The 21,665-nt window shown below is 68.5% G+C and carries 27 protein-coding genes; 7 read left to right on the top strand and 20 right to left on the bottom strand.

Going from position 1 to position 21,665, the window contains the following annotated elements; genetic code table 11:
* Positions 1 to 12 precede the first annotated feature (12 nt).
* From NOW55_RS05200 to NOW55_RS05190, 3 genes are read right to left on the bottom strand one after another with little or no spacing between them, the layout of a single operon-like run.
* Complete coding sequence (locus tag NOW55_RS05200; RefSeq protein WP_390293052.1) at positions 13 to 303, bottom strand: DUF8036 family membrane protein; 291 nt, start codon at positions 301 to 303, stop codon at positions 13 to 15.
* 2 nt (positions 304 to 305) lie between these two features.
* Positions 306 to 587: a winged helix-turn-helix domain-containing protein gene (locus NOW55_RS05195; RefSeq protein WP_256399022.1), complete on the bottom strand. Its 282-nt coding sequence runs from the start codon at positions 585 to 587 to the stop codon at positions 306 to 308.
* A 44-nt stretch (positions 588 to 631) separates the two neighbouring features.
* Entirely contained in the window at positions 632 to 2,146 is a 1,515-nt protein-coding gene (locus NOW55_RS05190) for a molybdopterin-dependent oxidoreductase (protein ID WP_256399021.1), read from the bottom strand.
* A 107-nt stretch (positions 2,147 to 2,253) separates the two neighbouring features.
* Here NOW55_RS05190 and purM point away from each other — a divergent pair, with 107 nt between their 5' ends.
* On the top strand, positions 2,254 to 3,231 hold the full coding sequence (gene purM, locus NOW55_RS05185; protein ID WP_256399020.1) for a phosphoribosylformylglycinamidine cyclo-ligase: 978 nt from the start codon (positions 2,254 to 2,256) through the stop codon (positions 3,229 to 3,231).
* A 2-nt stretch (positions 3,232 to 3,233) separates the two neighbouring features.
* Here the strand turns inward: purM and NOW55_RS05180 are convergent, their stop codons facing one another.
* The 3 genes from NOW55_RS05180 to NOW55_RS05170 are packed head-to-tail and all read right to left on the bottom strand — an operon-like array spanning position 3,234 to position 4,656.
* Positions 3,234 to 3,668 (bottom strand): hypothetical protein, encoded by a 435-nt coding sequence (locus NOW55_RS05180; RefSeq protein ID WP_256399019.1) that lies wholly within the window; start codon positions 3,666 to 3,668, stop codon positions 3,234 to 3,236.
* A 43-nt stretch (positions 3,669 to 3,711) separates the two neighbouring features.
* On the bottom strand, positions 3,712 to 4,251 hold the full coding sequence (locus NOW55_RS05175) for a CBS domain-containing protein (protein WP_256399018.1): 540 nt from the start codon (positions 4,249 to 4,251) through the stop codon (positions 3,712 to 3,714).
* Positions 4,252 to 4,293: 42 nt separating this feature from the next.
* Positions 4,294 to 4,656 (bottom strand): DUF555 domain-containing protein, encoded by a 363-nt coding sequence (locus NOW55_RS05170; RefSeq protein ID WP_256399017.1) that lies wholly within the window; start codon positions 4,654 to 4,656, stop codon positions 4,294 to 4,296.
* Between the two features lie 273 nt (positions 4,657 to 4,929).
* Here NOW55_RS05170 and NOW55_RS05165 point away from each other — a divergent pair, with 273 nt between their 5' ends.
* The 5 genes from NOW55_RS05165 to NOW55_RS05145 all read left to right on the top strand — a co-directional run bounded on the left by NOW55_RS05165 (position 4,930) and on the right by NOW55_RS05145 (position 8,219).
* Positions 4,930 to 5,103: a hypothetical protein gene (locus NOW55_RS05165; RefSeq protein WP_256399015.1), complete on the top strand. Its 174-nt coding sequence runs from the start codon at positions 4,930 to 4,932 to the stop codon at positions 5,101 to 5,103.
* Between the two features lie 136 nt (positions 5,104 to 5,239).
* Positions 5,240 to 6,463 carry an HD domain-containing protein gene (locus NOW55_RS05160; RefSeq protein ID WP_256399014.1) on the top strand — a complete coding sequence of 408 codons (1,224 nt, stop codon included), beginning with the start codon at positions 5,240 to 5,242 and terminating at the stop codon, positions 6,461 to 6,463.
* Positions 6,460 to 7,533 carry an amidohydrolase family protein gene (locus NOW55_RS05155; protein WP_256399012.1) on the top strand — a complete coding sequence of 358 codons (1,074 nt, stop codon included), beginning with the start codon at positions 6,460 to 6,462 and terminating at the stop codon, positions 7,531 to 7,533. The genes NOW55_RS05160 and NOW55_RS05155 overlap by 4 nt, the downstream gene beginning before the upstream one ends.
* A 72-nt stretch (positions 7,534 to 7,605) precedes the next feature.
* Positions 7,606 to 8,040, top strand: a complete 435-nt coding sequence (locus NOW55_RS05150) for a universal stress protein (RefSeq protein ID WP_256399011.1) — start codon at positions 7,606 to 7,608, stop codon at positions 8,038 to 8,040.
* A complete protein-coding gene (locus NOW55_RS05145) occupies positions 8,037 to 8,219 on the top strand; it encodes a hypothetical protein (RefSeq protein ID WP_256399010.1) in 183 nt (60 codons plus the stop codon). Before NOW55_RS05150 ends, NOW55_RS05145 begins: the two co-directional genes overlap by 4 nt.
* A gap of 2 nt (positions 8,220 to 8,221) precedes the next feature.
* On the opposite strand, the gene NOW55_RS05140 is transcribed toward NOW55_RS05145, so the two are convergent.
* The 3 genes from NOW55_RS05140 to NOW55_RS05130 all read right to left on the bottom strand — a co-directional run bounded on the left by NOW55_RS05140 (position 8,222) and on the right by NOW55_RS05130 (position 10,516).
* Complete coding sequence (locus tag NOW55_RS05140) at positions 8,222 to 9,184, bottom strand: biotin--[acetyl-CoA-carboxylase] ligase (RefSeq protein ID WP_256399009.1); 963 nt, start codon at positions 9,182 to 9,184, stop codon at positions 8,222 to 8,224.
* 79 nt (positions 9,185 to 9,263) lie between these two features.
* A complete protein-coding gene (locus tag NOW55_RS05135; RefSeq protein ID WP_256399008.1) occupies positions 9,264 to 10,262 on the bottom strand; it encodes a tyrosine--tRNA ligase in 999 nt (332 codons plus the stop codon).
* 53 nt (positions 10,263 to 10,315) lie between these two features.
* Complete coding sequence (locus tag NOW55_RS05130; protein ID WP_256399007.1) at positions 10,316 to 10,516, bottom strand: YMGG-like glycine zipper-containing protein; 201 nt, start codon at positions 10,514 to 10,516, stop codon at positions 10,316 to 10,318.
* A 227-nt stretch (positions 10,517 to 10,743) separates the two neighbouring features.
* Here NOW55_RS05130 and NOW55_RS05125 point away from each other — a divergent pair, with 227 nt between their 5' ends.
* The gene (locus NOW55_RS05125) at positions 10,744 to 11,508 is read left to right on the top strand and encodes an enoyl-CoA hydratase/isomerase family protein (RefSeq protein ID WP_256399006.1); all 765 of its coding nucleotides are present in this window, start codon (positions 10,744 to 10,746) and stop codon (positions 11,506 to 11,508) included.
* Between the two features lie 54 nt (positions 11,509 to 11,562).
* Here NOW55_RS05125 and NOW55_RS05120 read toward each other — a convergent pair whose 3' ends face one another.
* The 11 genes from NOW55_RS05120 to NOW55_RS05070 all read right to left on the bottom strand — a co-directional run bounded on the left by NOW55_RS05120 (position 11,563) and on the right by NOW55_RS05070 (position 21,631).
* Positions 11,563 to 12,369, bottom strand: a complete 807-nt coding sequence (locus tag NOW55_RS05120; RefSeq protein ID WP_256399005.1) for an alpha/beta fold hydrolase — start codon at positions 12,367 to 12,369, stop codon at positions 11,563 to 11,565.
* 61 nt (positions 12,370 to 12,430) lie between these two features.
* Positions 12,431 to 14,041 carry a long-chain-fatty-acid--CoA ligase gene (locus NOW55_RS05115; RefSeq protein WP_256399004.1) on the bottom strand — a complete coding sequence of 537 codons (1,611 nt, stop codon included), beginning with the start codon at positions 14,039 to 14,041 and terminating at the stop codon, positions 12,431 to 12,433.
* Between the two features lie 116 nt (positions 14,042 to 14,157).
* On the bottom strand, positions 14,158 to 14,988 hold the full coding sequence (locus tag NOW55_RS05110) for a VOC family protein (RefSeq protein ID WP_256399003.1): 831 nt from the start codon (positions 14,986 to 14,988) through the stop codon (positions 14,158 to 14,160).
* A 42-nt stretch (positions 14,989 to 15,030) separates the two neighbouring features.
* Entirely contained in the window at positions 15,031 to 15,909 is an 879-nt protein-coding gene (locus tag NOW55_RS05105) for an amidohydrolase family protein (RefSeq protein WP_256399002.1), read from the bottom strand.
* 49 nt (positions 15,910 to 15,958) lie between these two features.
* Positions 15,959 to 16,315 carry a VOC family protein gene (locus tag NOW55_RS05100; protein ID WP_256399001.1) on the bottom strand — a complete coding sequence of 119 codons (357 nt, stop codon included), beginning with the start codon at positions 16,313 to 16,315 and terminating at the stop codon, positions 15,959 to 15,961.
* 42 nt (positions 16,316 to 16,357) lie between these two features.
* Positions 16,358 to 16,846 carry a MaoC/PaaZ C-terminal domain-containing protein gene (locus NOW55_RS05095; protein WP_256399000.1) on the bottom strand — a complete coding sequence of 163 codons (489 nt, stop codon included), beginning with the start codon at positions 16,844 to 16,846 and terminating at the stop codon, positions 16,358 to 16,360.
* An 84-nt stretch (positions 16,847 to 16,930) separates the two neighbouring features.
* Positions 16,931 to 17,374, bottom strand: a complete 444-nt coding sequence (locus NOW55_RS05090) for a DUF5518 domain-containing protein (protein ID WP_256398999.1) — start codon at positions 17,372 to 17,374, stop codon at positions 16,931 to 16,933.
* A gap of 142 nt (positions 17,375 to 17,516) precedes the next feature.
* Positions 17,517 to 18,221, bottom strand: a complete 705-nt coding sequence (locus NOW55_RS05085; protein WP_256398997.1) for an ABC transporter ATP-binding protein — start codon at positions 18,219 to 18,221, stop codon at positions 17,517 to 17,519.
* Complete coding sequence (locus NOW55_RS05080; RefSeq protein WP_256398996.1) at positions 18,218 to 18,985, bottom strand: ABC transporter ATP-binding protein; 768 nt, start codon at positions 18,983 to 18,985, stop codon at positions 18,218 to 18,220. Before NOW55_RS05080 ends, NOW55_RS05085 begins: the two co-directional genes overlap by 4 nt.
* Positions 18,978 to 20,426, bottom strand: a complete 1,449-nt coding sequence (locus NOW55_RS05075; protein ID WP_256398995.1) for a branched-chain amino acid ABC transporter permease — start codon at positions 20,424 to 20,426, stop codon at positions 18,978 to 18,980. The genes NOW55_RS05080 and NOW55_RS05075 overlap by 8 nt, the downstream gene beginning before the upstream one ends.
* Positions 20,426 to 21,631: a branched-chain amino acid ABC transporter permease gene (locus NOW55_RS05070; protein ID WP_256398994.1), complete on the bottom strand. Its 1,206-nt coding sequence runs from the start codon at positions 21,629 to 21,631 to the stop codon at positions 20,426 to 20,428. The genes NOW55_RS05075 and NOW55_RS05070 overlap by 1 nt, the downstream gene beginning before the upstream one ends.
* Positions 21,632 to 21,665: the final 34 nt, after the last annotated feature.

Below are 21,665 nucleotides of genomic sequence, written 5' to 3'. Positions count from 1 at the left end.
CGGTCGCTTCGGCTACTTCAGCGTCACCCAGGTCAGGAACAGCAGGGCGACGAACTGCATCCCGCGCAGGACCGCGACGGCCTGCTGGACGCTGGGCGCGTTGCCGTAGAACATCTTCATGCTGAAGAAGAAGTACAACGCGGTGGCGTTCTCAAGCAGCATGACGAGCGCGAAGGCGACGAGGCCGAGTATCAACGGCGTGCGGAACGTCCGGTAGTTCCGTATCCAGATGACCGTCAGGACGGTCAGCAGGACGACGTTGATTCCGGCGAAGGCGCTCGCGACCGCTATCGTCTGGTCCATGCTCATGTCTCCTCCATGTGTTCTGTCACGTTCTCGAACGTCTCCCTGTTGTGCTCGAACTGGTCGGTGAGGAAGTACATCGCGCCGTAGTCCTCACCGCCCTTCTCGAGGATGTTGTGTTCGACCAGCATCTCCAGATGGTGTCGGACGGTGTTGTAGTCCACGTCGATGGCCTCGGCGAGCTGGTTGGCGTTGCGTGGGCGCTCGTCGAGCGACCGGATGATTCGCACCCGGTTCTTCCCGCCGCGTGTCCCGACCAGTAGGTACCACAACGCCTTCTCCATCGGTTCGTCTCATGCGTGCTCGGACCGGCTATTTAGTGACATCGCTAGACATCGACCGTCTTCGACACCCAGCCGCTGGCCCCGTTCGGGTACGGACTGGCCGCCTCCCGTGGCTGGAGCGCTCCCGTGCCGTCGGTGGCCCTGACGACGACCTCGTGCCGGTCGTCGCCCTGGAACTCGTAGCGGTACATCCGCCAGACGTCCTCGTCGGGCAGGGGCTCGGAGAGCTCGGCGTCGTCCCAGGTGTCGCCGCCGTCGGTCGACACCTCGACGCGGTCGATGCCGCGCAGCCCTGCGTAGGCGTGGCCGACGAGCTGGACCGTGCCGTCGTCCCGGACGGTGATGCCCTCGTCGTACAGCTTCGCGACGGTGTTGACGGGCCCGGTGCCGTGCCAGCCGCGCTCCTCCCAGTAGCCCTGCTGCTGTTCGTCGATGAGCTCGATCTCGGTGACCCACTTGACGTTGATCTCGCCCCAGTGGCCGGGGACGAGCAGGCGGGCGGGCTTGCCGTGGCTCGTCGGGAGCCGCCGGCCGTTCATCCCGTACGCGAGGAAGGCGGTCTCCATCACCTCCAGCGGGAACACCTGGTAGTAGTCGTCGGCGGCGTACACCTTCACGCAGCCGCACTCCGGCGACGGGCCGGCCCGGTCGAGGAACTCGGCGATGGGCACGCCGGTCCAGAGCGCGTTGTCCAGCTTGTGCCCGTTGAGCTCCTCGCCGACGCAGCGCAGCGTGACGAACCGGTGCTCGGGCTCCATCCCGGTGAGGTCGTAGTAGTCCATCGACACCGCCTGGTCGACGGAGCCGGTGACCTGGAGCTCCCACGTCGACGGCTCGACGTCGGGGTCGAACGTGGCGATGTCAGTCTCGTAGAACTCAGCGTTGGGAGTGACCATGCCGCCCAGGCGCTCCGACTCGAACGAGCGGGCCGCCGCCTCGGAGAGGCGGTCCTCGGCGGCCCGTCGCTGGGCGGAATCGAGGGGCTCGGTGGGGGCGACGGACTCCCGACGGCTCCCGAGGGCGGCACCGACACCTGCGTAGGCGACGGTCCCGAGCGCGAGCCCGAGGGTCTGCCGACGTGCGGCGTCGTCGGGCATGTACCCGTCGGTGTCGGAGCGCATCCGGGGGTCGAGCGCGGCGGCGTACACCCCGACCACGGCCATCGCGGAGAGCGTGCCGAGAATCGCGGGCTGGAGCGCGCCTGTCGGCAGGTAGAGGCCGGCGAAGACGAACAGACCGGAGAGGGCGAGCGCCAGCGGGGGACCGCCCGCGCGGTGCCCGACGGCGAGTGCAGCGACCGTCGCGAGCCCGAGCCCACCGACGACCACGGCGAGGGCGAGCGTGATGTGCAGGATGTGCCCGGCCGCGCCGAACTCCTCTATCGCGAACGCGACTATCGGGCCCGGCGTCAGCTGGACGATGCGTGCGTCGATGGGGGCGACGACGAACGTGTCGCGCGACCAGCCCGCCAGCGCGAACGACCCGGCGGTCGCCGCGACACCGGCCAGTACCGCCACCAGCGCGTCCGTCAGGCGCTCACCCGTGACTCTGTCAGCCATCCTCGGTGTACCCCTGGCACCGGGTACCTAAAGCCGTTGTTCGAACTCGGGCCAGAATGATTCTAGAATTCGGTGGGCTTTTGCGGGTGCCAAGCGCGCTCTCTGCCATGACCGAGGACGAGGAGCTCACGTACGCGGACGCGGGGGTCGACATCGAGGAGAGCGAGGCGGCGACGGCGGCGCTCTTGAACGCGGTCGGCAACGTCGTCGACACGGAGTACGCGGGGATGCTCGACATCGGCGACCAGTACCTCGCCCTGGCGACCGACGGCGTCGGCACGAAGCTGCTCGTCGCGGAGGCGCTGGGCGACTACTCCACCGTCGGCATCGACTGCATGGCGATGAACGCGAACGACCTCGTCGCTGCGGGTGTGAACCCCGTCGCGTTCGTCGACTACCTCGCCGTCGACGAGCCCTCGGAGGCGTTCGCCGAGCAGGTCGGCGAGGGGCTCGCGGAGGCCGCAGCGCGCGCCAACGTCGCCCTGCTGGGCGGCGAGACGGCCGTCATGCCGGAGGTCGTCGACGGGCTGGACCTCGCGGGCACCTGTGCGGGACTCGCGCCGAAAGATGCCGTGTTCGACGGCGAGGCGCAGGAAGGCGACACGCTGGTCGCGTGGCCGTCCTCCGGTATCCACTCGAACGGTCTCACGCTCGCCCGGACCGCGGTGACCCGCGAGCACGACTACGACGACCCGTTCCCGCCCGAACCCGAGCGGCGCATCGGCGAGGTCCTGCTCGAACCGACACGCATCTACACCGACCTGCTCGAACCGATGCGCGAGCACGACGTGCGTGCGGCGGCCCACGTCACCGGCGGCGGCTGGACGAACCTCTCGCGACTGGGCGCGTTCGAGTACCGTATCGAGGACCCGTTCCCGGCGCAGCCGATCTTCGGCTTCGTGCAGGACCTCGGCAACGTCCCGCCGGAGGAGATGTACCGCACGTTCAACATGGGTACCGGCTTCGTCGCGGCCGTTCCTCCGGAGCAGGCCGACGACCTCGCCGACGCGACCGAGGACGGACAGGTAATCGGCGAGGTCACCGAGGGCGACTCGGTGGAGGTCCGCGGGCTCTCGCTGTCGTAGACTCAGACGGCGGTCGAGGACTTCTTCGCACCCATCCGACGGAACACGTACTCCACCCCGGCGAGCAGCGGGTACGCCGCCGTCGGCAGGAACCCGTACAGGACGGCGATGTAGAGGCCTCGGACCGGCTGGAAGCCGAGCGTGAGGCCGAAGGCGAACCCGAGGACGAGCCAGCCGACCAGGAGCGCGACCGGGGAGAGGAACCGATACCGGCGGAGGGCGAACACCGGGAGCCCGACCAGCCCGAGCGACAGCAGTCCGTAGAGCGGTCCGATGTCGGTGAGGACGGCCGACAGCTGGACGTCCGTCGGCCACCAGACGCCGGTGGCGAGGCCGGCGACGAGGAGGAGTGCGAGGAAGGCGATCCAGGTCGCGAGGGCGTCACGGATGGCCCGGGACGCCGACGTTGGAGCCGGGACGTGACTTGAGACGGCCATACTCGACGTTTCGAGGGCACTGCAAGTCAACCTTTGCCAGGCGTCAGGAGAGCCGCGCCGCGATGTCGGCCTCGGTGATGATGCCGAGCGTCTCGCCGCCCTTCGTGACCATCACGGCCTTGTAGTGGTCGAGCAGGTTGCTGACCTCTTCCAGTGTCGCGTCCTCGGAGACGGTCGGGAAGGATTCGCTCATGTACTCGCGCACCGCCTCGTCGCGTGCGCCCTCCTCGACGTGGACGAGGTCGGACTGGCTGATGCTGCCGACGGGGATGCCGTCCTTGATAACCGCCAGCTGGGAGTACGCCTCGCGCTCCATCGTGCGGACGGCGTCACTGACGGTGTCGTCGGGCGCGATGCTGATGACGTCCTCGTGCATCAGGTCGCCCGCGCGGACGATCTCACCTTCGGCCTCGTCCAGCGCCTCGACGATGCGGCGCAGGGTCGAGAGTCGGGGGTCGACGTCACCGCCCTCGATGCGGGCGATGAGCGGCTGTGAGACGTCGGCGGCGTCGGCGAGCTCGCTCTGGGTGAGCTCCAGTTCCGTACGGCGCTCGCGCAGGTCCGCCGGAGTCGGGAGTTCCATATCCGGGGATTACCCAAGGTTATAGAATAAGTGTTCCGGGTGTCACTCGTCGTCGTCGTCGCTCTGGCGCTTGATGGTCTCGACGACCTTGAGCGGGACGTCACGCAGGGCACCGCCGACCTCGCTCTTTGCGATGCGGTTCGCGTGCTCCTCGCTGTCGGCGTTGAACACCTCCATCTCCAGCATCAGGCCGACGAGCGCGGTGTCGGCGGCGATGTAGGAGGACTCGAACGGCTCGCCACAGGCCGGACAGTCGGTGAGGCCGACGTTGACCTCGACGAAGTCCTTGCCCTGCTCGTTCAGGCGCTTGCCCGCCTCGCTCACGGCGACGCCGATGGCGTCGTTGATATCGGTGACATCGCGAACCAACCACGCCGCTTCCATCACAACGAGATAGTTGCTCATGCTCGCACCGAGGGGCCGGAGCAAGGCTTGTTTTGCGGTTCGCTCCCGCCGTGGAGAAGCGCACGAGATTCACATCATTCCCATAAGTTACGGGAATCACGGGTGTTCGGAACCCGTTGGGAACCCGTATTCCCGCCACTTTCGCAGTTCGGATTGTCCATCACACAACTATGTTTTAATCGCAAGACTGCGCCGGGTTTGCGTGGGATTGTCACACCGGCGTTCGGCAGGAAAGCTTATATACGGGCCAATCTCACCGTCGCGTGAAGACCGATGATAGACAGGGCCTACACGGCAAGCCTGTTCGTGCTGTACCAGCTGAGCATCGCCGCCGGTATCGTGCTGATGCCACTCGCACTGGCGATGCGGCAGCTCGGCGTCTCCCTCCCCATCCACCGGGTCGTGGAGTCGCTCGGTATGGCGTACGACGAGGCGAACGCAGTCTGAGCGGGGACCACGACACGTTTTCGTGACGCAACGTGCCGAGCGACGCGTCGGGTCGGTGCCGCGAGTGTCCGGAGGCCCGACCCCGGTGGGCCTTTGACCCGTCTCCTTTTGTACGAACACGCCGAATCGGGGGGCAATGAAGACCATCAAGGACAGCGTCCACGACCACATCGAGGTCGAGGGCGTGGCTCGGGCGCTGCTGGACACACCCGAGATGCAGCGACTCCGGCACATCAAACAGCTGGGGACCGCGTCGCTCGTCTACCCGTCGGCGAACCACACCCGCTTCGAGCACTCGCTGGGGGTCTACCACAACACCTGCGAGGCGCTCGACCACCTGAACGTGGGGGGCCCGCGGGCGGAGAAGGTGAAGGCCGCGGCGCTGCTCCACGACGTGGGCCACGGCCCGTTCAGTCACAACCTCGAACCACTCACGCACCGTCGCACCGGGAAGTACCACGACGATGTCCACGAACTGTTCGAGCGCGGCGACGTGGCAGCGGTGCTGCGGGAGCACGATATCGAACCGCGCGAGGTCGCCGACCTCGTCGCCGGTGACGGCCGGTTCGGGCAGCTCGTCTCCGGCGAGCTCGACGTCGACCGGATGGACTACCTCGTTCGCGACGCCCACCACACGGGCGTCCCCTACGGCACCATCGACCACGCCCGGCTCGTTCGCGAGCTCACCTTCCAGGACGGCGAGCTCGTCCTCGCCGAGGGCAACGTCCAGACCGCAGAGAGCCTGCTCGTCGCCCGCGCGCTGATGACGCCCACCGTCTACGACCACCACGTCACCCGCATCTCGAAGACGATGCTCCGGCGGGCGGGCGAGCGCCTGCTCGACTCCACCGAGTACGACGCGGAGGACCTCCGACGGATGGACGACCCCGGCTTCCTCGTCGCGCTCCGCAACACCGAGGAGACGGCAGACGTGGCCCGCCGGTTCGACGAGCGCGACCTCTACAAGCGGGCGGTCTGGGCCGAGCGGGCCAACGTGCCCGAAGCCGTGCTCGACATCAAGCACCAGGACGTGCGGGGGTACGAGCTGGAGATCGCCGAACGGGCGGGCGTCGACCCCGACCAGGTCGTGCTCGACGTGCCTGGGGAGCCGTCGATGGACGAGTCCTCGACGCGCGTGCTCGTCGGCGGCGAGGCCCGACGGCTCGACGAGCAGTCGCCGCTGGTCGAGGCCCTCCAGTCCGCCCAGCTCGCGCAGTGGCGACTCGGGGTCTACTCCCCCGCGGACGTGACCGACCAGGTCGGCACCGCCGCCGTGCGCGTGCTCGGCCTCGAGATCGACGGCGCGCTCGTCGCCGAGGTCAGGGGGCTGCAGGGGACCCTCGACCAGTACGGCCAATGACGGGGGGCGAGAGCGGGACGACGACGGGCGGTCGGACAGCGACCGACGGCGGCCAGCGCCTCGTCGAGGGCACCATCCTCCGCGGCCGCGAGTTCGAGCCCGTCGAGGGCCGGGTCGTCGTCGAGGACGGCGTCATCGCGTCCGTCGAGGAGGAGCCGGTCGAGAGCGACGACATCGTCCTCCCGGCGTTCGTCAACGCCCACACGCACATCGGCGACTCCATCGCGAAGGAGGCCGGCGGCGGGCTCTCCCTCGAGGAACTGGTCGCCCCGCCGAACGGGCTGAAACATCGGCTCCTGCGACAGGCGAGCACCGAGGAGAAGATAGCCGCGATGCACCGGTCGCTCGAGTTCATGGCCGAGGCAGGGACCGCCGCCCACATCGAGTTCCGCGAGGGTGACGTCGAGGGCGTGAAGGAGATCCGCGCCGCCGGCGAGAACGTCCCCGTCGAGTCGGTGGTGCTCGGCCGGGGAAGCACGGACGCCATGCACGCGGCCGACGGCTACGGCGCGTCGGGGACGAACGACGCCGACTTCGAACGGGAGCGCGCGGCGACCGCCCGCGAGGGCAAGCTGTTCGGCATCCACGCCGGCGAGGTCGACAGCTCCGACATCGACGGCGCGATGGACCTCGATCCGGACTTCCTCGTCCACATGGTCCACCCCGAACCGTGGCACCTCGACCGGCTGGCGGACGCGGCGACGCCGGTGGCCGTCTGTCCGCGGTCGAACCTCGTCACGGACGTGGGGCTCCCGCCGGTGTCGGAGCTGCTGGAACGGACTTCGGTCGCGCTCGGCACCGACAACGTGTTCCTGAACTCGCCGTCGATGTTTCGCGAGATGGAGTTCGCGGCCAAGCTGTTCGACGTCTCCGCGACAGAGGTGCTCCGGATGGCGACAGTGGCCGGGGCCGACATCGCCGCCCTGAACTGCGGGCTCGTCGAGCCCGGTCGGGACGCCGAGCTGGTCGTCCTCGACGGTGACTCGCACAACCTCACGGGTGCGAAGGACGTGGTCCGGGCGGTTGTCCGCCGAGCCGGGGTCGACGACATCCGCGCGGTCGTCCGCTAGCGGGCGGTGGCATCGGCCGGTGAACCGACGGCACACTCAAGACCCGCCCCGACCAACGTGATAGCACACCACATGTACGACCGTTTACTGGTGCCGACCGATGGCTCGGAGGAGGGCGAACGGGCGGTCCGCCACGCCATCGACCTCGCGGTCGCCCACGACGCGACCATCCACGCCGTCTACGTCGTCGACTCGGCCAGCTACGGGGGCGTTCCGATGGAGACCGCGTGGGAGGGTCTGCACGAGATGCTCGAACGCGAGGGCGAGGCGGCGCTGGACCGCGTCGTCGAGCTCGCCGAGGAGTCCGGTGTGCCCGTCGAGACGGCGCTCCTGGAGGGGACCCCGGCGAAGCAGGTCGTCCGATACGCGGAGTCGGAGGACTGCGACCTCGTCGTGATGGGCACCCACGGCCGTGGCGGCATCGACAGGCTCCTCCTCGGGAGCGTCGCCGAGCGCGTCGTCAGGTCCTCGGAGGTCCCCGTGCTGACGGTGCAGGTCTCGGGATGACACCGACGACGGCACGGCTTCGGGGCGACGAGCGCGCGGCGATGACCCTCGGAGAACGTATCGTCGCGGTGGCCGCTATCGCGTTCATCAACGCCGCGTTCGCCATGGTCGTGCCCTGGATAGCGGTGTTCGCCCTCCTCGCGTCTCTCCCCCTCCTCACGGTCGTCGTCTTCCGGTGAGCCTACGCGGCGTCGACCGGCCGGAGGTGCTCGCAGTCGCCCGCACTCACCCGGACGACGCCGTCGTCGGTCTCGACGAGGAGCGCGCCGGGCGACTCCACGTCGACCGCCTCGCCGACCACCTCGCCGGAGGGTGTCTCGACGCGGACGCGCTGACCGAGTGTGAGGGCGTGGTCGCGCCAGGCCGGGAGCACCGCGTCGACGTCGGTGCCCAGTTCGTGGTACTCCTCCAGCACGCGCTGGAGGAACACCCGCCGGTCGACGTTCTCGCCCAGCTGCTCGCGGAGGCTCGTTCCCGTCGGTGGCAGGTCGGCGGTCGCGACGTTCGCGTTGACGCCGATACCGACGACCAGCCAGGAGACGCGGTCGGCCTCGCCCTCCATCTCCGTGAGGATGCCAGCGAGCTTGCGGTACACCCGTTCCCCCTGCTCGCCGTCGTCGACCGCCACCAGCACGTCGTTCGGCCACTTGATACGTGCGTCGACGCCGGCCTCACGAGCGGCGCGCGTAACCGCCACGGCCGCGGCGAGCGTCGCGAGCGGCACCTGCGACGGCGGTACGTGCGGCCGCGTCAGGATGGAGGCGTAGACGCCGCCCGGCGGTGCAGCCCACTCGCGGTCGAGGCGTCCCCGGCCACCGGTCTGCTCGTCGGCGACGACGACCACGTCGCCCGCTCCCTCGTCGGCGAGCTCTCGGGCGCGGTCGTTGGTCGACCCCAGCGCGTCGTGGTACTCGATCTCGTAGGGGGCGGCCAGCCCGTGGGCGATGGCCAGCCCGCCGTACTCCGGGACCGCGGTCAGCCGGTAGCCGTCGTCGCCGCTCTCGACGCCGAAGCCGGCCTCGCGGATGGCCTCGACGTGCTTCCAGACGGCCGCTCTGGAGACCCCGAGGGTGTCGGCGAGCGCCGGGCCGCTCACCGGGCCGTCGGCCAGCGCGGCGAGGACGCGCCGTCGTGTCTCGTTCATGCCAGTCGGATTCGTGACGACGTGACTTGAAGCGGCCGGTTGGACGGGGCGAGAAGAGGGTCGTGGGCTGTGCCGATGGTCAGTTCGCGCGGAGTTCGCGCAGCTTCGCGCGACCCGGCTCGATGAGCTCGTCGAGGTAGCTCGCGAGCGTGTTCTTCGCGTCCTGCGGGTGGAGTTCGCCCGATTCGAGGTCCGCCGCGAGGTCGTCGTAGGCGTCGTAGACAAGGTCGCCGCCGTACTTCTCCGGGCGCTCGACGGTGATCGACTCGAACCGCGGGAAGACGTGGTAGTGGAACAGCTCGAGGACGGGGTTGTGTCGGTCGTTGCCGTCGTCGTCGGGCTCGGGGTCAGCCGTCGGCGGGCAGTACGCCTTGTTCACCTTCTCCTGGAGGTCCTTGGCGGAGTCCTCCATGGAGATGGTGACGCCCTGGCTGGAGGACATCTTGCCGACGCCGGTCGTCAGGTCGGCGAGGATGGGCGTGTGCAGGCAGGGGCGGGCCTCGTAGCCCAGCGACGGGAGCTCCTCGCGGTGGAGCATGTGGACCTTGCGCTGGTCCATCCCGCCGATGGCGAGGTCGAGATCGAGGTACTCGATGTCGAGCGCCTGCATCAGCGGGTAGACGACGTGGCTGACCTTCGCCGTCTCGCCGCTCTGGAGCTCGGCCATCGCGCGCTGGGCGCGGTTCAGGCTGGTCTCCAGTTCGAGCCCGTGCAGGTCGAGCACGTAGTCCTCGTCCAGCTGGTAGCTGCTGCCGTAGACGAACTCCGTCTGGTCCTCGTCGAGCCCGTACGCGAGGAACTGCGCGCGCATCCGTTCGGCCGTCTCGCGGATCTCCTCGAACGTGCCCTTCCCGTTGAGGTAGGCGTGGACGTCCGCGAGCAGCACGACCACCTCCATCCCGGCCTCCTGCAGGTCGATGAGCTTGTTCGCCGTCAGGAGGTGGCCGAGGTGGAGGACGCCCGAGGGCTCGTAGCCGACGTAGACCCGCTTCCCGTCGGGGTCGTCGGCCAGTGCGCGCACCTCGGACTCGGTGATGACCTCGTCGGTGTTCCGGGTCATCAACTCGTACGTGTCCATACGGACAAGAATTCGCCCGGGGGCTTTGAACCTTGCCAAGCCGTGCGAACCGTTCAGAACGGCGTGAGGATGTTCTCGACGTTGTCCCGCATCGCGCCGGCGATGTGTCCGCTCGCCGCGCCCATCCCCGCGCCGATACCGGAGCCGACCGGACCGAGCGGGCGTCCGATCTTCGCACCGATCTTCGCGCCCTCCTCGGCTCCCTTCTTGGCGTGCGAGTTCTTGCGCATGCACGGCGGTTTCAGCGGATTCATGGGTTCCCTTCGACGTTGGACCCGTCGATACAAAAATCCTGACCAGGGCCTGGAGACGCCGAAAAGTTTACGAATATTGTAAACACTCGCCGACGACATCGTCGGTCCAGCCGGCACGGCAGCCTCCTGCGACCAGGCAGTCACACAGCGGCGGACACGAGTACAGCACTCGAACGCCGACGACCGCCAGACGAACAATTAAGCACCCATGGAAAGTTGCCAGTAGTATGCGAGTGGAGGACGACGACGGCGTACGGACGATAACGTTCGACCGACCGAACGTGATGAACGCGATGAACCTGGAGGTGGCGACGGAGCTGGCCGACGCGGTCGCGGGGGCCGACCCCGTCGAGCACGACGCCATCGTGCTCACCGGCGACGACCCCGCGTTCTCCGCCGGGGGCGACATCCAGGCGATGAAAGAGCGCGAGGAGGGGCCACGCGAGTCCTACGAGCGGGTCGCTGAGACGTTCAACCGGGCTGCGGCCGAACTCCTGAACAGCGACGTGCCCGTCGTGGCGAAGGTCAACGGCGACTGCGTCGGCGCGGGCCTGGCCATCGTCGCGGCGTCGGACATGGCGTACACGGTGCCCGACGCGACGTTCTCCTGTGCGTTCATCCGCGTCGGGCTGGTCCCCGACACGGCCGCGACGTTCACCCTGCCGCGACTGGTCGGGCTCCGGACGGCCAAGCGCCTCACCATGACCGGCGAGTTCTTCGACGGCGAGGAAGCGGCCGAGATGGGGCTCGTCAACGAGGCCGTCCCCGAGGACGAGCTCGACGAGGCGGTCGACGAGATGGTCGGCAAGCTCTCGCGCCGCCCGACGAGAACGGTCGGGATGACCAAGCAGGCCATCCACGAGAACCTCGACAACGACTGGCGCAAGGCACTTGACTACGAGAACATGCTCCAGGTACAGGCGTACATGTCCGAGGAGCACGAGGAGGGCGTCGACGCGTTCCTCGAGGGGCGGAACCCGGACTGGGACTAATCGGTCGGCGTTTCTCCGCGTGTTCGAGCGTTCGGATAGCTGCCTGCGTGAGTCTCACCGCGAGAGGAACCGACGGACGGTGCCGTCGAAGGCCGCGGGATGCTCGACGACCGCCTCGTGGCCGGTTCCGCGGAGCATCGCCAGCCGGCCGTCCGGGAGCGCGTCCGCTGCCGCCCGGTAGTCGCCCTCGTCGAAGAAGGGGTCACGGTCCGCGCCGACGACGAGGGTCGGTGCCGTGACGCGTTCGCAGACGCGGCGTCCGTCGAAGGCCAGGCAGGCGTCGGCGGAGACGAGGAAGTCGGTCGGGTCCACCGGCTCGAACAGCCGGTCGTAGACGAACGACCCGGCCTGGAGGAGACGGGCCCTGGCGCCAGCGGCGAGAATCCCAGCGGCGTCGCGGTAGATGGGGCCCCAGTGCCCGGCGGCCGCCCGGTCGCGCCAGCGACGGACGACCGCCGCCCCGGACTCGCTCAGTCGGGTGCCCGAGAGCCCCAGCACTGCGCGGTCGACGCGGTCGTCGTCCGCAGCGAGGTGCTGGACGACGAACCCACCCATCGAGAGTCCGAGCACGTCCACCGACCCGACGTCGAGGGCGTCCAGCACCCGTTCGTAGCCTCGAGCGAGGTCGCTCACGGTCGTCCCGGATGCGAGGCCGTGTGGCCGGCTCACCATGTAGCCGGTGTGGGTGTCGGCGTATCGACGGAGGTACAGTGCCATCAGCCGCGGGTACCACCACGAGTCCCCGACGGTGTGGAGGGGGTCGTTCAGGCCGGGAACGACGAGCAGCGTCCGTGGCCCGTCGCCGACCCGGACGAACGGGTGGCCGGCAGCCGTGCCGGTGCTAGCGAGCACTGGGAGCACGGTCCACCTCGGTCCCGGACCGGCTTAACCCCGTCCCCGACGGCGACGGCCGGTCGACCCCTCACCCCTGCCCGACCATCGACTCCTCGTCCTCCCACTCGCGCTCGCGGAGCTCGTACTTCTGGACCTTCCCGGTCGCGGTCTCGGGGAGCTGGTCGACGAACTCGACGCGGGTGATGCGCTTGAAGTTCGCGACGCGGTCGGCGACGAACGCCTTCACGTCGTCGGGGTCGATGGTGGCGTCGGCGGTCGGGACGACGACCGCCTTCGGCGTCTCGCCCCACTGCTCGCTCGGTGCGGGGATGACGGCGGCCTTCGCTATCTCGGGGTGGTCGTAGAGCACGTCCTCCAGCTCGATGGTCGAGATGTTCTCGCCGCCGGAGATGATGATGTCCTTCTTGCGGTCCTGGATGGCGACGAAGCCGTCCTCGTCCCACGTCGCGAGGTCGCCCATGTGGTAGTATCCCTCGCGGCGCTCGGAGAACGCCTCCTCGGTCGCCTCGGGTTTGTTCCAGTAGCGGTCCATCACCTGGTTGCCGCGGACGACGATCTCGCCGATGGTCGAGCCATCGCGGGGCACGTCCGCGCCGTCCTCGTCGACGACGCGGACCTCGGTGCCGAGGTACCCGATTCCCTGTCGCTTCATCAGTTCGAACCGCTCGTCGTCGCTCTTGCCGGCGAGGTGCCGGGGCGAGTGCGAGGTGGTGATGAGCGGGCCGGTCTCCGTCGCGCCGTAGACGTGCATCAGCGTCCAACCGAACTCGCCCTCGACGGTCCGGAGGGTGGATTCGGGCGGGGCGGCACCGGCGGTCGCGGCCCGGACGGGGTTCGTCCCCGCCGTCCTGACGTCGCCGTCGTGGTCGTCGTAGTAGTTCATCAGCATGTTGAGCACCGTCGGCGCGGCACAGAGGTAGCTCACGTCCTCGGTCTGGATGGCGTCGAAGACGGACTCGGCGTCGACGCCGCGCGTGCAGACGTGCGTCGCCCCGTTGCCGGTGATGGAGTAGATGTGGCCCCAGCCGTTGACGTGGAACATCGGCAGCGTCCAGAGGTAGACGTCGTCGTCGGAGATGTCCTGGTGGGCCGTGACGAGGTAGGAGTGAAGTGTCTCTGCGCGGTGGGTGCGACAGACCCCCTTCGGGTCGCCCGTCGTGCCCGAGGTGTAGTTGATCGTCACCACGTCGTCCTCGCTCATCTCGGGGCGGTCGTAGCCGGTCCCGGCCGCGTCGAGTTCGTCGTCGAAGGACCGCCAGTCGCCGTCGACGGCGTCGGCGTCGTTCGTCACGAAGGTCTCGGTCGGCACCTCGTCGCGGATCTCCTCGACGCGGTGGGCGTACTCGTGGTCGGCGTAGATGGCCGTCACCCCGGCGTCAGCGAGGATGTAGGCGTAGTCGTCGGCGGTCAGCCGGTAGTTCAGCGGTGTGTGGACCGCGCCGACCTGCATCGTCCCGTAGGCGGCCTCGAGCTGGTAGTGCGTGTTGGGGTCGAGGACGGCGACGCGGTCGCCCTCCTCCACGCCGACGGACTGGAGGAACGCCGAGAACCGGTCGGCGCGCTCGCCGAACTCGTCGTACGTGTAGCGCTCGCCCGTCGTCGCCACGACGGCCGTCTCGTCTGCGTAGTGTCTTCGGGCTCGGTCGAGGAAGTCGGTCACCAGGAGCGGTTTGTGCATGAACGATGATTCGGTTCCAGCGGGTTCAAACCCCCCTGTTCGTTCAATAGTTACCTGAACCCCCGACCGAGTGGACTTCGAGCGTTCCTCCCACTCGTTGGCAGCCACTACCGTGGTCAGTGCGCGTACTCGACGACGCCGAGCCACTCCCGCAGTGCCGGGTGGTCAAACCACGCGACGCGGTCGTCGCCCCACCGCTCCGGGGCTGTGAGGGAGAAGGAGTCCGCCGCCCTGCCGAGGTCGTTCGTCTCGACGAGGACGGCACAGGGTGCCGGTCCGAACTCGTCGAGCCTGGCCGTGAGGCGGTCACCGGCGGGTTCGGCGAGCGCGACACCGGCCCCGGCGAACCGGTGGAGGCGCGCGCCGAAGCTGTCGGTCTCGACGGTCTCCGGCCGCGGCACGCCGAACAGCCGGTCGAACGGGCGGGTCAGCGCGGTCGCGTCGTCCGTCAGCACGACGACCTCCGAGATGCCCGTGAGCGGCGAGTCCACGAGTTCGGGGTCCGGCGTGATGCGGTACCGCCGCGGTGTCCGGTCCTCGATTAAGAACGGGAGCGTCGCGCCGAGGCTCTCCCCGAGGATGGCCGTCTCCCACTCGACGGCGACACCATCGGGACGGGCACGGCCGTCGCGGTCCGGCCCGGCGACGCGCACCCCGGCGTCCAGCGCGCGTGAGAGCGCCGTCCGGAGGTCGTCGACCTCGACACACCACGCAGCGGGCCCCGCGTCGCCGGCGATGAACTCGGGCCAGCGCGAGGGTTCCGCCTCGCCGGTGTTCGTGATGAGTTCGAGGTAGCTGCCGTCGGGGAAGCCGACGATGCTCATGTCGGTGCTCCCGTCGGCGTGCTCACCGCCGTAGGTGGTCGGTAGCCCGACGGCGTCGCACGCGGCTTCGCCCGCCTCGCGGTCGGCCCAGGCGCTCGCGACGTGGTCGATTCGGATGTCCATGGCGGCTACGCGGCCGCCAGCGAGAAAAGGGTTCGTGGGGGTTCAGTCCAGGTCGAAGAACTCCTCGGCGTTCTCCCAGAGAATCTTGCGCTGGACCGGCTCGGGGAAGTCGAGTTCGGCGAACTGGTGGAGCCACTTCGCGGGGTCGAGCATCGGGTAGTCCGTGCCGAACATCACCTTGTCCTTGAGCAGCGTCTTCGCGTAGTGCAGCACCTGGTCGTCGATGTAGGCGGGCATCCAGCCCGAGAGGTCCATGTAGACGTTGCCCTTCTGCTGGCAGATGGCGAGCTGTTCCTTCTCCCACGGGAACGCCGGGTGCGCGATGAGTATCTGCAGGTCGGGGTGCTCGGCGGCCACGTCGTCGAGCAGCATCGGGTCGCCGTACTTGATCTTCAGGCCACGGCCGCCGGGCGCACACGCGCCCAGCGTGGAGTTGCCGCCGTGGAAGACACAGGGCACGCCGAGGTCCTCGATGGTGTCGAACAGCTCCTCGTGCTCGGGGTCGCTCGGGTCGAAGCCCTGGGCGATCTGCTGGAACTTGAAGCCGACGAGGTCGAGGTCCTCGACACAGCGGCGGGCCTCCTCGACGCAGTCGTCCTTCAGTGGGTCGACGCTCCCGAAGCCGACGAAGAAGTCGTCGTGCTCGTCGCGCACCTCGGCGACGTACTCGTTCGGGACCGGCGGGTTGCCGGTGTTGGTCTCGGCGTCCCAGCCGAGCAGGACGGCCCTGTCGATGCCGACCGCGCGGTACTCCTCGATCATCTCCTCGTAGGAGTTCGGCACCATCTCCTTGCCGAAGCGCTTCGCGGCGTCCTGCATCATCTCGCCGCCGGCGTCGAAGAGGAACTCCTCGGTCGGCTGGTGTGCGTGGGTGTCGATGATTCGCGGGTCGTCGGGGTCGACGACGCTCGGCAGACTCATACTCCCCCCTGCAACGGGCAGGCGAAAAAGCGTTCGTGTTTCCCCCGGCTCAGACCGGTTCGAGCAGCTCCAGCACGTGACCGTCGGGGTCGGTGACGAACGCGATGCGGACCCCGATGTCGTCGATGGTCTCCGGTCCGCGGGTGACGCGGTCGGTCGGCAGCTCGGCGACCGCTGCGTCGATGTCCTCGACCGAGAGGCCGAGGTGGCCGCCGTCGTCGGCCTCGACCGGGCCGTCCGCATCGATGAGCTGTATCACTGCCTGGTCGTCGACGCCCACGAAGGTGTCCGAGACGCTGTCGCTCTCCTCGAACCGGTCGACGGGCTCGTAGCCGAACACGTCGCGGTAGAACGCGAGGGAGTCGTCGAGGTTCGAGACACGGATCGCCGCGTGGTCCATGGTCATACGTCCCCGTTCGCGTCCCGGCCCCAATAGCTGTGCCCCGTCTCAGGGATTTCCGGGCTTGTCGCCGTAGAAGTCCCGCCGCTTGAACATGAACTTCATATCGCCCTGCAGCAGTATCTCGTCGTCCTGGTTGCGCGTCTCGGCGTCGATGACGACCAGTCCGGCGTCCTCGCGCGAGTCGAACTCCTGCTTCTCCGTGACCTCGAACTCCGAGGAGATGGTGTCGCCGATGGTCAGCGGGTTCGGTACGTCCATGTAGTTCATGCCGAGGAAGGCGATGACGGTGCGCTCGACGAAGCCACAGCGCTGGACCATCCCGGTCGTGAGGATGAACGTCATCGGGCCGTGGCCGATGCGCTCGCCGAACGGGCCCTCCTCGCTGTACTCGGCGTTCGTGTGTAGTTCGGTCCAGTCGTCGGCGAACATCGAGTGGAAGACGAAGTCGGATTCCGTCACTGTCCGTCCGACGCTCTCGAAGGTCTTGCCGACCTCCATATCCTCGAAGTAGTGTGGCTCGTAGCTGTAGGCCATGCCGGTGGCTTCGGAGGGGGTGTAAGTAATGATTGCCCTCCGACTGGGGTCACAGTCGGCAGGCAGAAAGGCGAGTCAGTCGGCTCAGTACTGGGCTTCGTCGTACGTCTCGGTCGTGGTTCCCGTGCTCGCGGTGGTGCGGGCCTTGCGGAAGTCGTCCTCCCAGACCGCGTGGGCGATGAAGCCGCCGAGCGCGCAGAGGCCGACCGTGTAGATGGCGGCCATCACGAGCAGGATGATGCCGAATAGCATCAGCACGATGAAGCCTGTCGCGTCACCGGTCAGGATGCCGAGGAAGCCGAACCCGAACAGTCCGAGTAGTGACGGGATGAAGAATATCGCCCCGGCGGCCGCCCCGACCTTCACGTTCTCCATTCGGGTCTCTCCTTTCTGCAGGTACGCGGCGACCACGCCACCGAGGACGGTCGAGAACGGGATGAACCCGAGCACGAACGCGGCGACGGCGCCGATGAGCGCGTTGATCCAGAAGCCGTTCTCGTGACTGCGGTCGTCGAAATTGAGTGCCATGCATCTGGGACGACAGATGCACATATAAAGGTGCGCTCTAGGTGTGTCGTGCATACCAGTCGGATGCAGTTTGAGGCCGGTCTTCCGTATCGTCGGGCACAGCGATGGTCCCCGCCACCCCGGCGTCGAAACGGCCCTCGAGTCAGCCGCCGAGGAAGCGCTGGCGGACCTCCTCGTCTGCGAGCAACGCGTCGCCGGGCCCCTCGAAGCTGTTCTCGCCGTTGACGAGGACGTAGCCGCGGTCGCAGCGCCGGAGCGCCTCCTTGGCGTTCTGCTCGACCATCAGCACCGCGGTCCCGGCGTCGTTGATCTCGTCGATACGGTCGAACATCCCGTCGACGAGGTCCGGTGCGAGCCCGGCGGAGGGCTCGTCGAGCAGCAGGAGCTCGGGGTCGAGCATCAGCGCCGCGCCCATCGCCAGCATCTGCTGTTGCCCGCCGGACATCGTGCCGGCGCGCTGGCGCTGGCGTTCCTGCAGGATGGGGAACCGGTCGAACACATCGGCGAGCCGGTCCTGGGGCACGTCGTCGAAGATGTACGCGCCCATCTCCAGGTTCTCGCGGACGGTCATCCGCGGGAACAGGTTCTCCGTCTGCGGGACGTAGGCGATGCCCTCGCGGATTATCTCCTGCGTGCCCAGCTCGTGGATGGGGTCGCCCTCGAAGTGGACGGTGCCACCCATATGGGTGGTGAGGCCGAAGACGGTCTTCATCGCGGTGGACTTGCCGGCCCCGTTCGGGCCGACGATGGTGACGTACTCGCCGTCGTCGACGTGCATGTCCACGTCTGTCAGGATCTGGAGGTCGCCGTAGCCCGCGTCGACGGCGTCGAGTTCGAGCAGGCTCATAGCTCCTCACCCAGGTAGGCGTCGATGACGCGCTGGTCGCTCCTGACCGCCGAGGGCGGGCCCTCGGTGAGTTTCCTGCCCTGATGCATGACGACGACGTGGTCGCAGTGCTCCATGATGAGTTCGATGTCGTGTTCGACGAACAGGAACGTGAGTCCCTGCGACTCCAGTTCGTGGATGCGGTCGAGTATCTTCTTCTCGAGCGTCGGGTTGACGCCCGCCAGCGGCTCGTCGAGCAGAACCATCTCGGGCTCGGTCAGCAGCACGCGGGCGAGTTCGAGCAGCTTGCGCTGGCCGCCCGACAGGGAGCCGGCGGGCTCGTCGAGCAGGTGGTCGAGCTCGAAGAACTCGGCCATCTCCTCGGCCTCGCGTCGGCTCCGTCGCTCGTCCTCGGCGAACGCGCCGCCGCGCAGCCAGGCACGGCCGAGCTTCTCGCCGGACTGTCCACTGGGTGCGAGCAGCAGGTTCTCGCGAACGGTCATGTTCTCCAGCTCGCGCGGTATCTGGAACGTCCGGACGAGCCCCTCGCGGACGATGCTCGGGGTGCGCTTGCCCGTCACGTCCGTCCCCTGGAACTCGACGGTGCCGCCGTCGGGGTCGAGGTAGCCCGTGATGCAGTTGAAGAACGTGGTCTTGCCGGCACCGTTCGGGCCGATGAGGCCGGTGATGCCCTGGCCGACGGTGACGTCGACGCCGTCGAGGGCGGTGATGCCCCCGAAGGACCTCTCCAGTCCCGACACCGAGAGGACGGGGTCGTCAGTCATCGGCGTCACCTCCGGCTGCGGCCGCCGTCTCGTCCCGACTCGGCGCGGGCCCGTCTCCGGGCAGGTTGATGTCGTAGTCCTGCTCGCCGAGGATCCCCTCCGGCCGGTAGTAGAGGATGACGATGAGGAGCGCGCCGATGAAGATGAGCCGCGCGGCGGCCAGCTTGACGGCGTACTCCGACGGGAAGTAGTCGTTGAGGAACTGCGTCCCGCTGTTGATGGCCCAGAACACCGCCGTCCCGAGCACGACCCCGGCGTTGTTCGCGGTCCCACCGATGATGACCGACGAGAACGCGAAGAACGTGATCATCGCCCCGAACTGGTCGGGGCTGATGAAGCCGAGGTGGATGGTGTACAGCGACCCGGCCGCCCCCGCGAGCGCGGAGCCGAACAGGAGCGCCTGTATCTTGTAGCGGAACGTCTCCTTGCCCAGCGCGCGCGGCACGTCCTCGTCGTCGCGGACCGCACGCAGCACGCGACCGTACGGGCTGTTGATGGTGCGCTGGCACCACAGGTAGCCGCCGGCGAGGAACCCCAGCGAGAGCAGCATGAAGAAGCGGTCGTAGTCGAGCCCGCCGTTCGGCCCCGCGACGGGGTCGAACAGGAACATCACGTTCGTCTGGAGCGTGACGGTCGGGTTCGACGCGGCCAGCAGCGGCTGGACGAAGTACCAGGCCGCGACTGCGAGTGCGACGACGAGCGCGAGCGTGCGCTCGGGCTCGAGCGAGCGACGGACCGCCTCGCGGAGGACGACCACACCGACGACGGCGAGCGCGACGCCGACGACGAGCAGTGAGCCGCCACGGGTGAGCGCCCCGATGGCCCCACCGAGGATGGCGACGCTGGCGAGACCGAGCCCGGCGCCGGTCCCGTCGATGTCCTTCACGTACCGGCCGACGCGGTAGCCGGCGTAGGCGAGGACGAGCACGCTCAGGCCGCCAAAGACGACGAGGTTCAGCGTGAACGAGCCGAGCCCGAGCGGGAACGCGGCCGACGCGGGCTGGTGGACGGTCCGGATACCGAACGGACCGTTGAACAGCCACTGCTCGTTCCGGACGACCTCGTTCAGGATGGTGGCGATGCCGAGCGCGGTGATGGCGAGGTAGTCCTCGCGCAGACGCAGGGTCGGCACGCCGACGAGCAGCGAGACGAGCGCGGCGGCGACCATGCCGCCGGCGACGCCGAGCAGCCAGCCGAGCACGTCGCCGCCGGGGACGACGGCGAGCATCGCGGGGAGCGCGTACCCCCCGAGGCCGTCGTAGCCGGTCACCTGCGCCGGCATCGTGAGGACGGCGGTGACGTAGCCGCCGACCATGAAGTAGGCAACGTGGCCGAAGTCGATCAGCCCCGTGAAGCCGAACTTGAGGTTCAGCCCGAGGGCGAACAGCCCGTAGATGGCGACGAACGTGACGAGCGAGACGGCGAAGTCCGCTAACGCCATCAGACATCACCCCACAGGCCGTCGGGTTTGACGAGCAGGACCCCGATGAGTACGACGAAGGCGATGGCGGTGCGGTACGTCGCCAGTCCCGACGGGAGCAGGTAGACGCCCACGTCCATGCTGATGCCGATGAGTATGGCCCCGGCGGCGGCCCCGTAGGGCGACCTGATGCCGCCGAGGATGACCGCCGCGAACACGGGCAACAGCAGGGTGAAGCCCATGTTCGGGTTGACGTTCGACGCGCTCCACCCGGCGAGGACGCCGGCGAGCGCGGTCAGCAGGCCGGCGATGACCCAGACGACGAGCTGGATGCGGTCGACGTCGACGCCGCGGACCTCCGCGAGGTCCATGTTGTCGGCGGTCGCGCGCATCCCCTTGCCGAGCCGGGTCGCCTTCAGCACGAGGTTGAGCAGGAACATCGCCACGGCCACGACGACCACGATGGCGATGTCCTTGTAGCTCGTGCCGATCCGGGTCGACCAGAGCGCGTCGGTCCCCTGCGGGTCGAATCGGAGCGCGTAGACGAGGGCGAGCAGCGTCGCGAGCCCGCTGAGGACGCCGAGTACGCGCGGCGAGACGAGGTGGACGGTCCGGAAGTCCTCGTCGGTGGTCCGCCAGCGGTAGACGCCGTAGCCGACCGCTCCGGCCGCGGCGACGATGCCCAGCAGGAGCCACAGCGGGTAGCCCCACTCGGCGAGCAGTGCGATGTCGCCCGCCTGTCGCTGGGTGCGCTGGACCGTGAGCCCCGACCCGGTGAGGTAGAGGTCCCAGTTCACGTCGCGGACGACCGGCGTCTCGTAGCTGATGTTTCGCGACCCGGCGACGAACAGCACCAGGTTGCGCAACACGAGCGCGAGCCCCAGCGAGACGATGACCATCGTGATGAGGTCCGCCTCCTTCGACCGGAACCGCCGGAAGATGGCGAGCTCGTACAGCGCGCCGAAGGCCGACGCGGCGACGAGCGCGAACAGCCCTGCGAGGACGAGCGAGACCGCGCCGCCGGGCAGCCCCGGCAGCAGCGCGATTTCGTCGGGCCGGTTCACGACGAGTGCGAAGTACGCCCCCACGGTTATCATGTCCCCGTGGGCGAAGTTCGGCACCTCCGCGATGGAGTACACCAGCGAGAGACCGATGGCCCCGGCGGCGATGATACTGCCGGTGACCAGCCCCTGTGCCAGCGCGTCGAGGAGTCCGGTGTCTACCACGCGATGCTCACCCCCTGCGTCCGACGGGCGTGCG

This window comes from Haloarchaeobius litoreus (genome assembly GCF_024495425.1).
Classification (GTDB): Archaea; Halobacteriota; Halobacteria; order Halobacteriales; family Natrialbaceae; genus Haloarchaeobius; species Haloarchaeobius litoreus.
The sequence above is the reverse complement of the archived record's forward strand: the minus strand, read 5'-3'. Positions and strand labels throughout refer to the sequence as shown.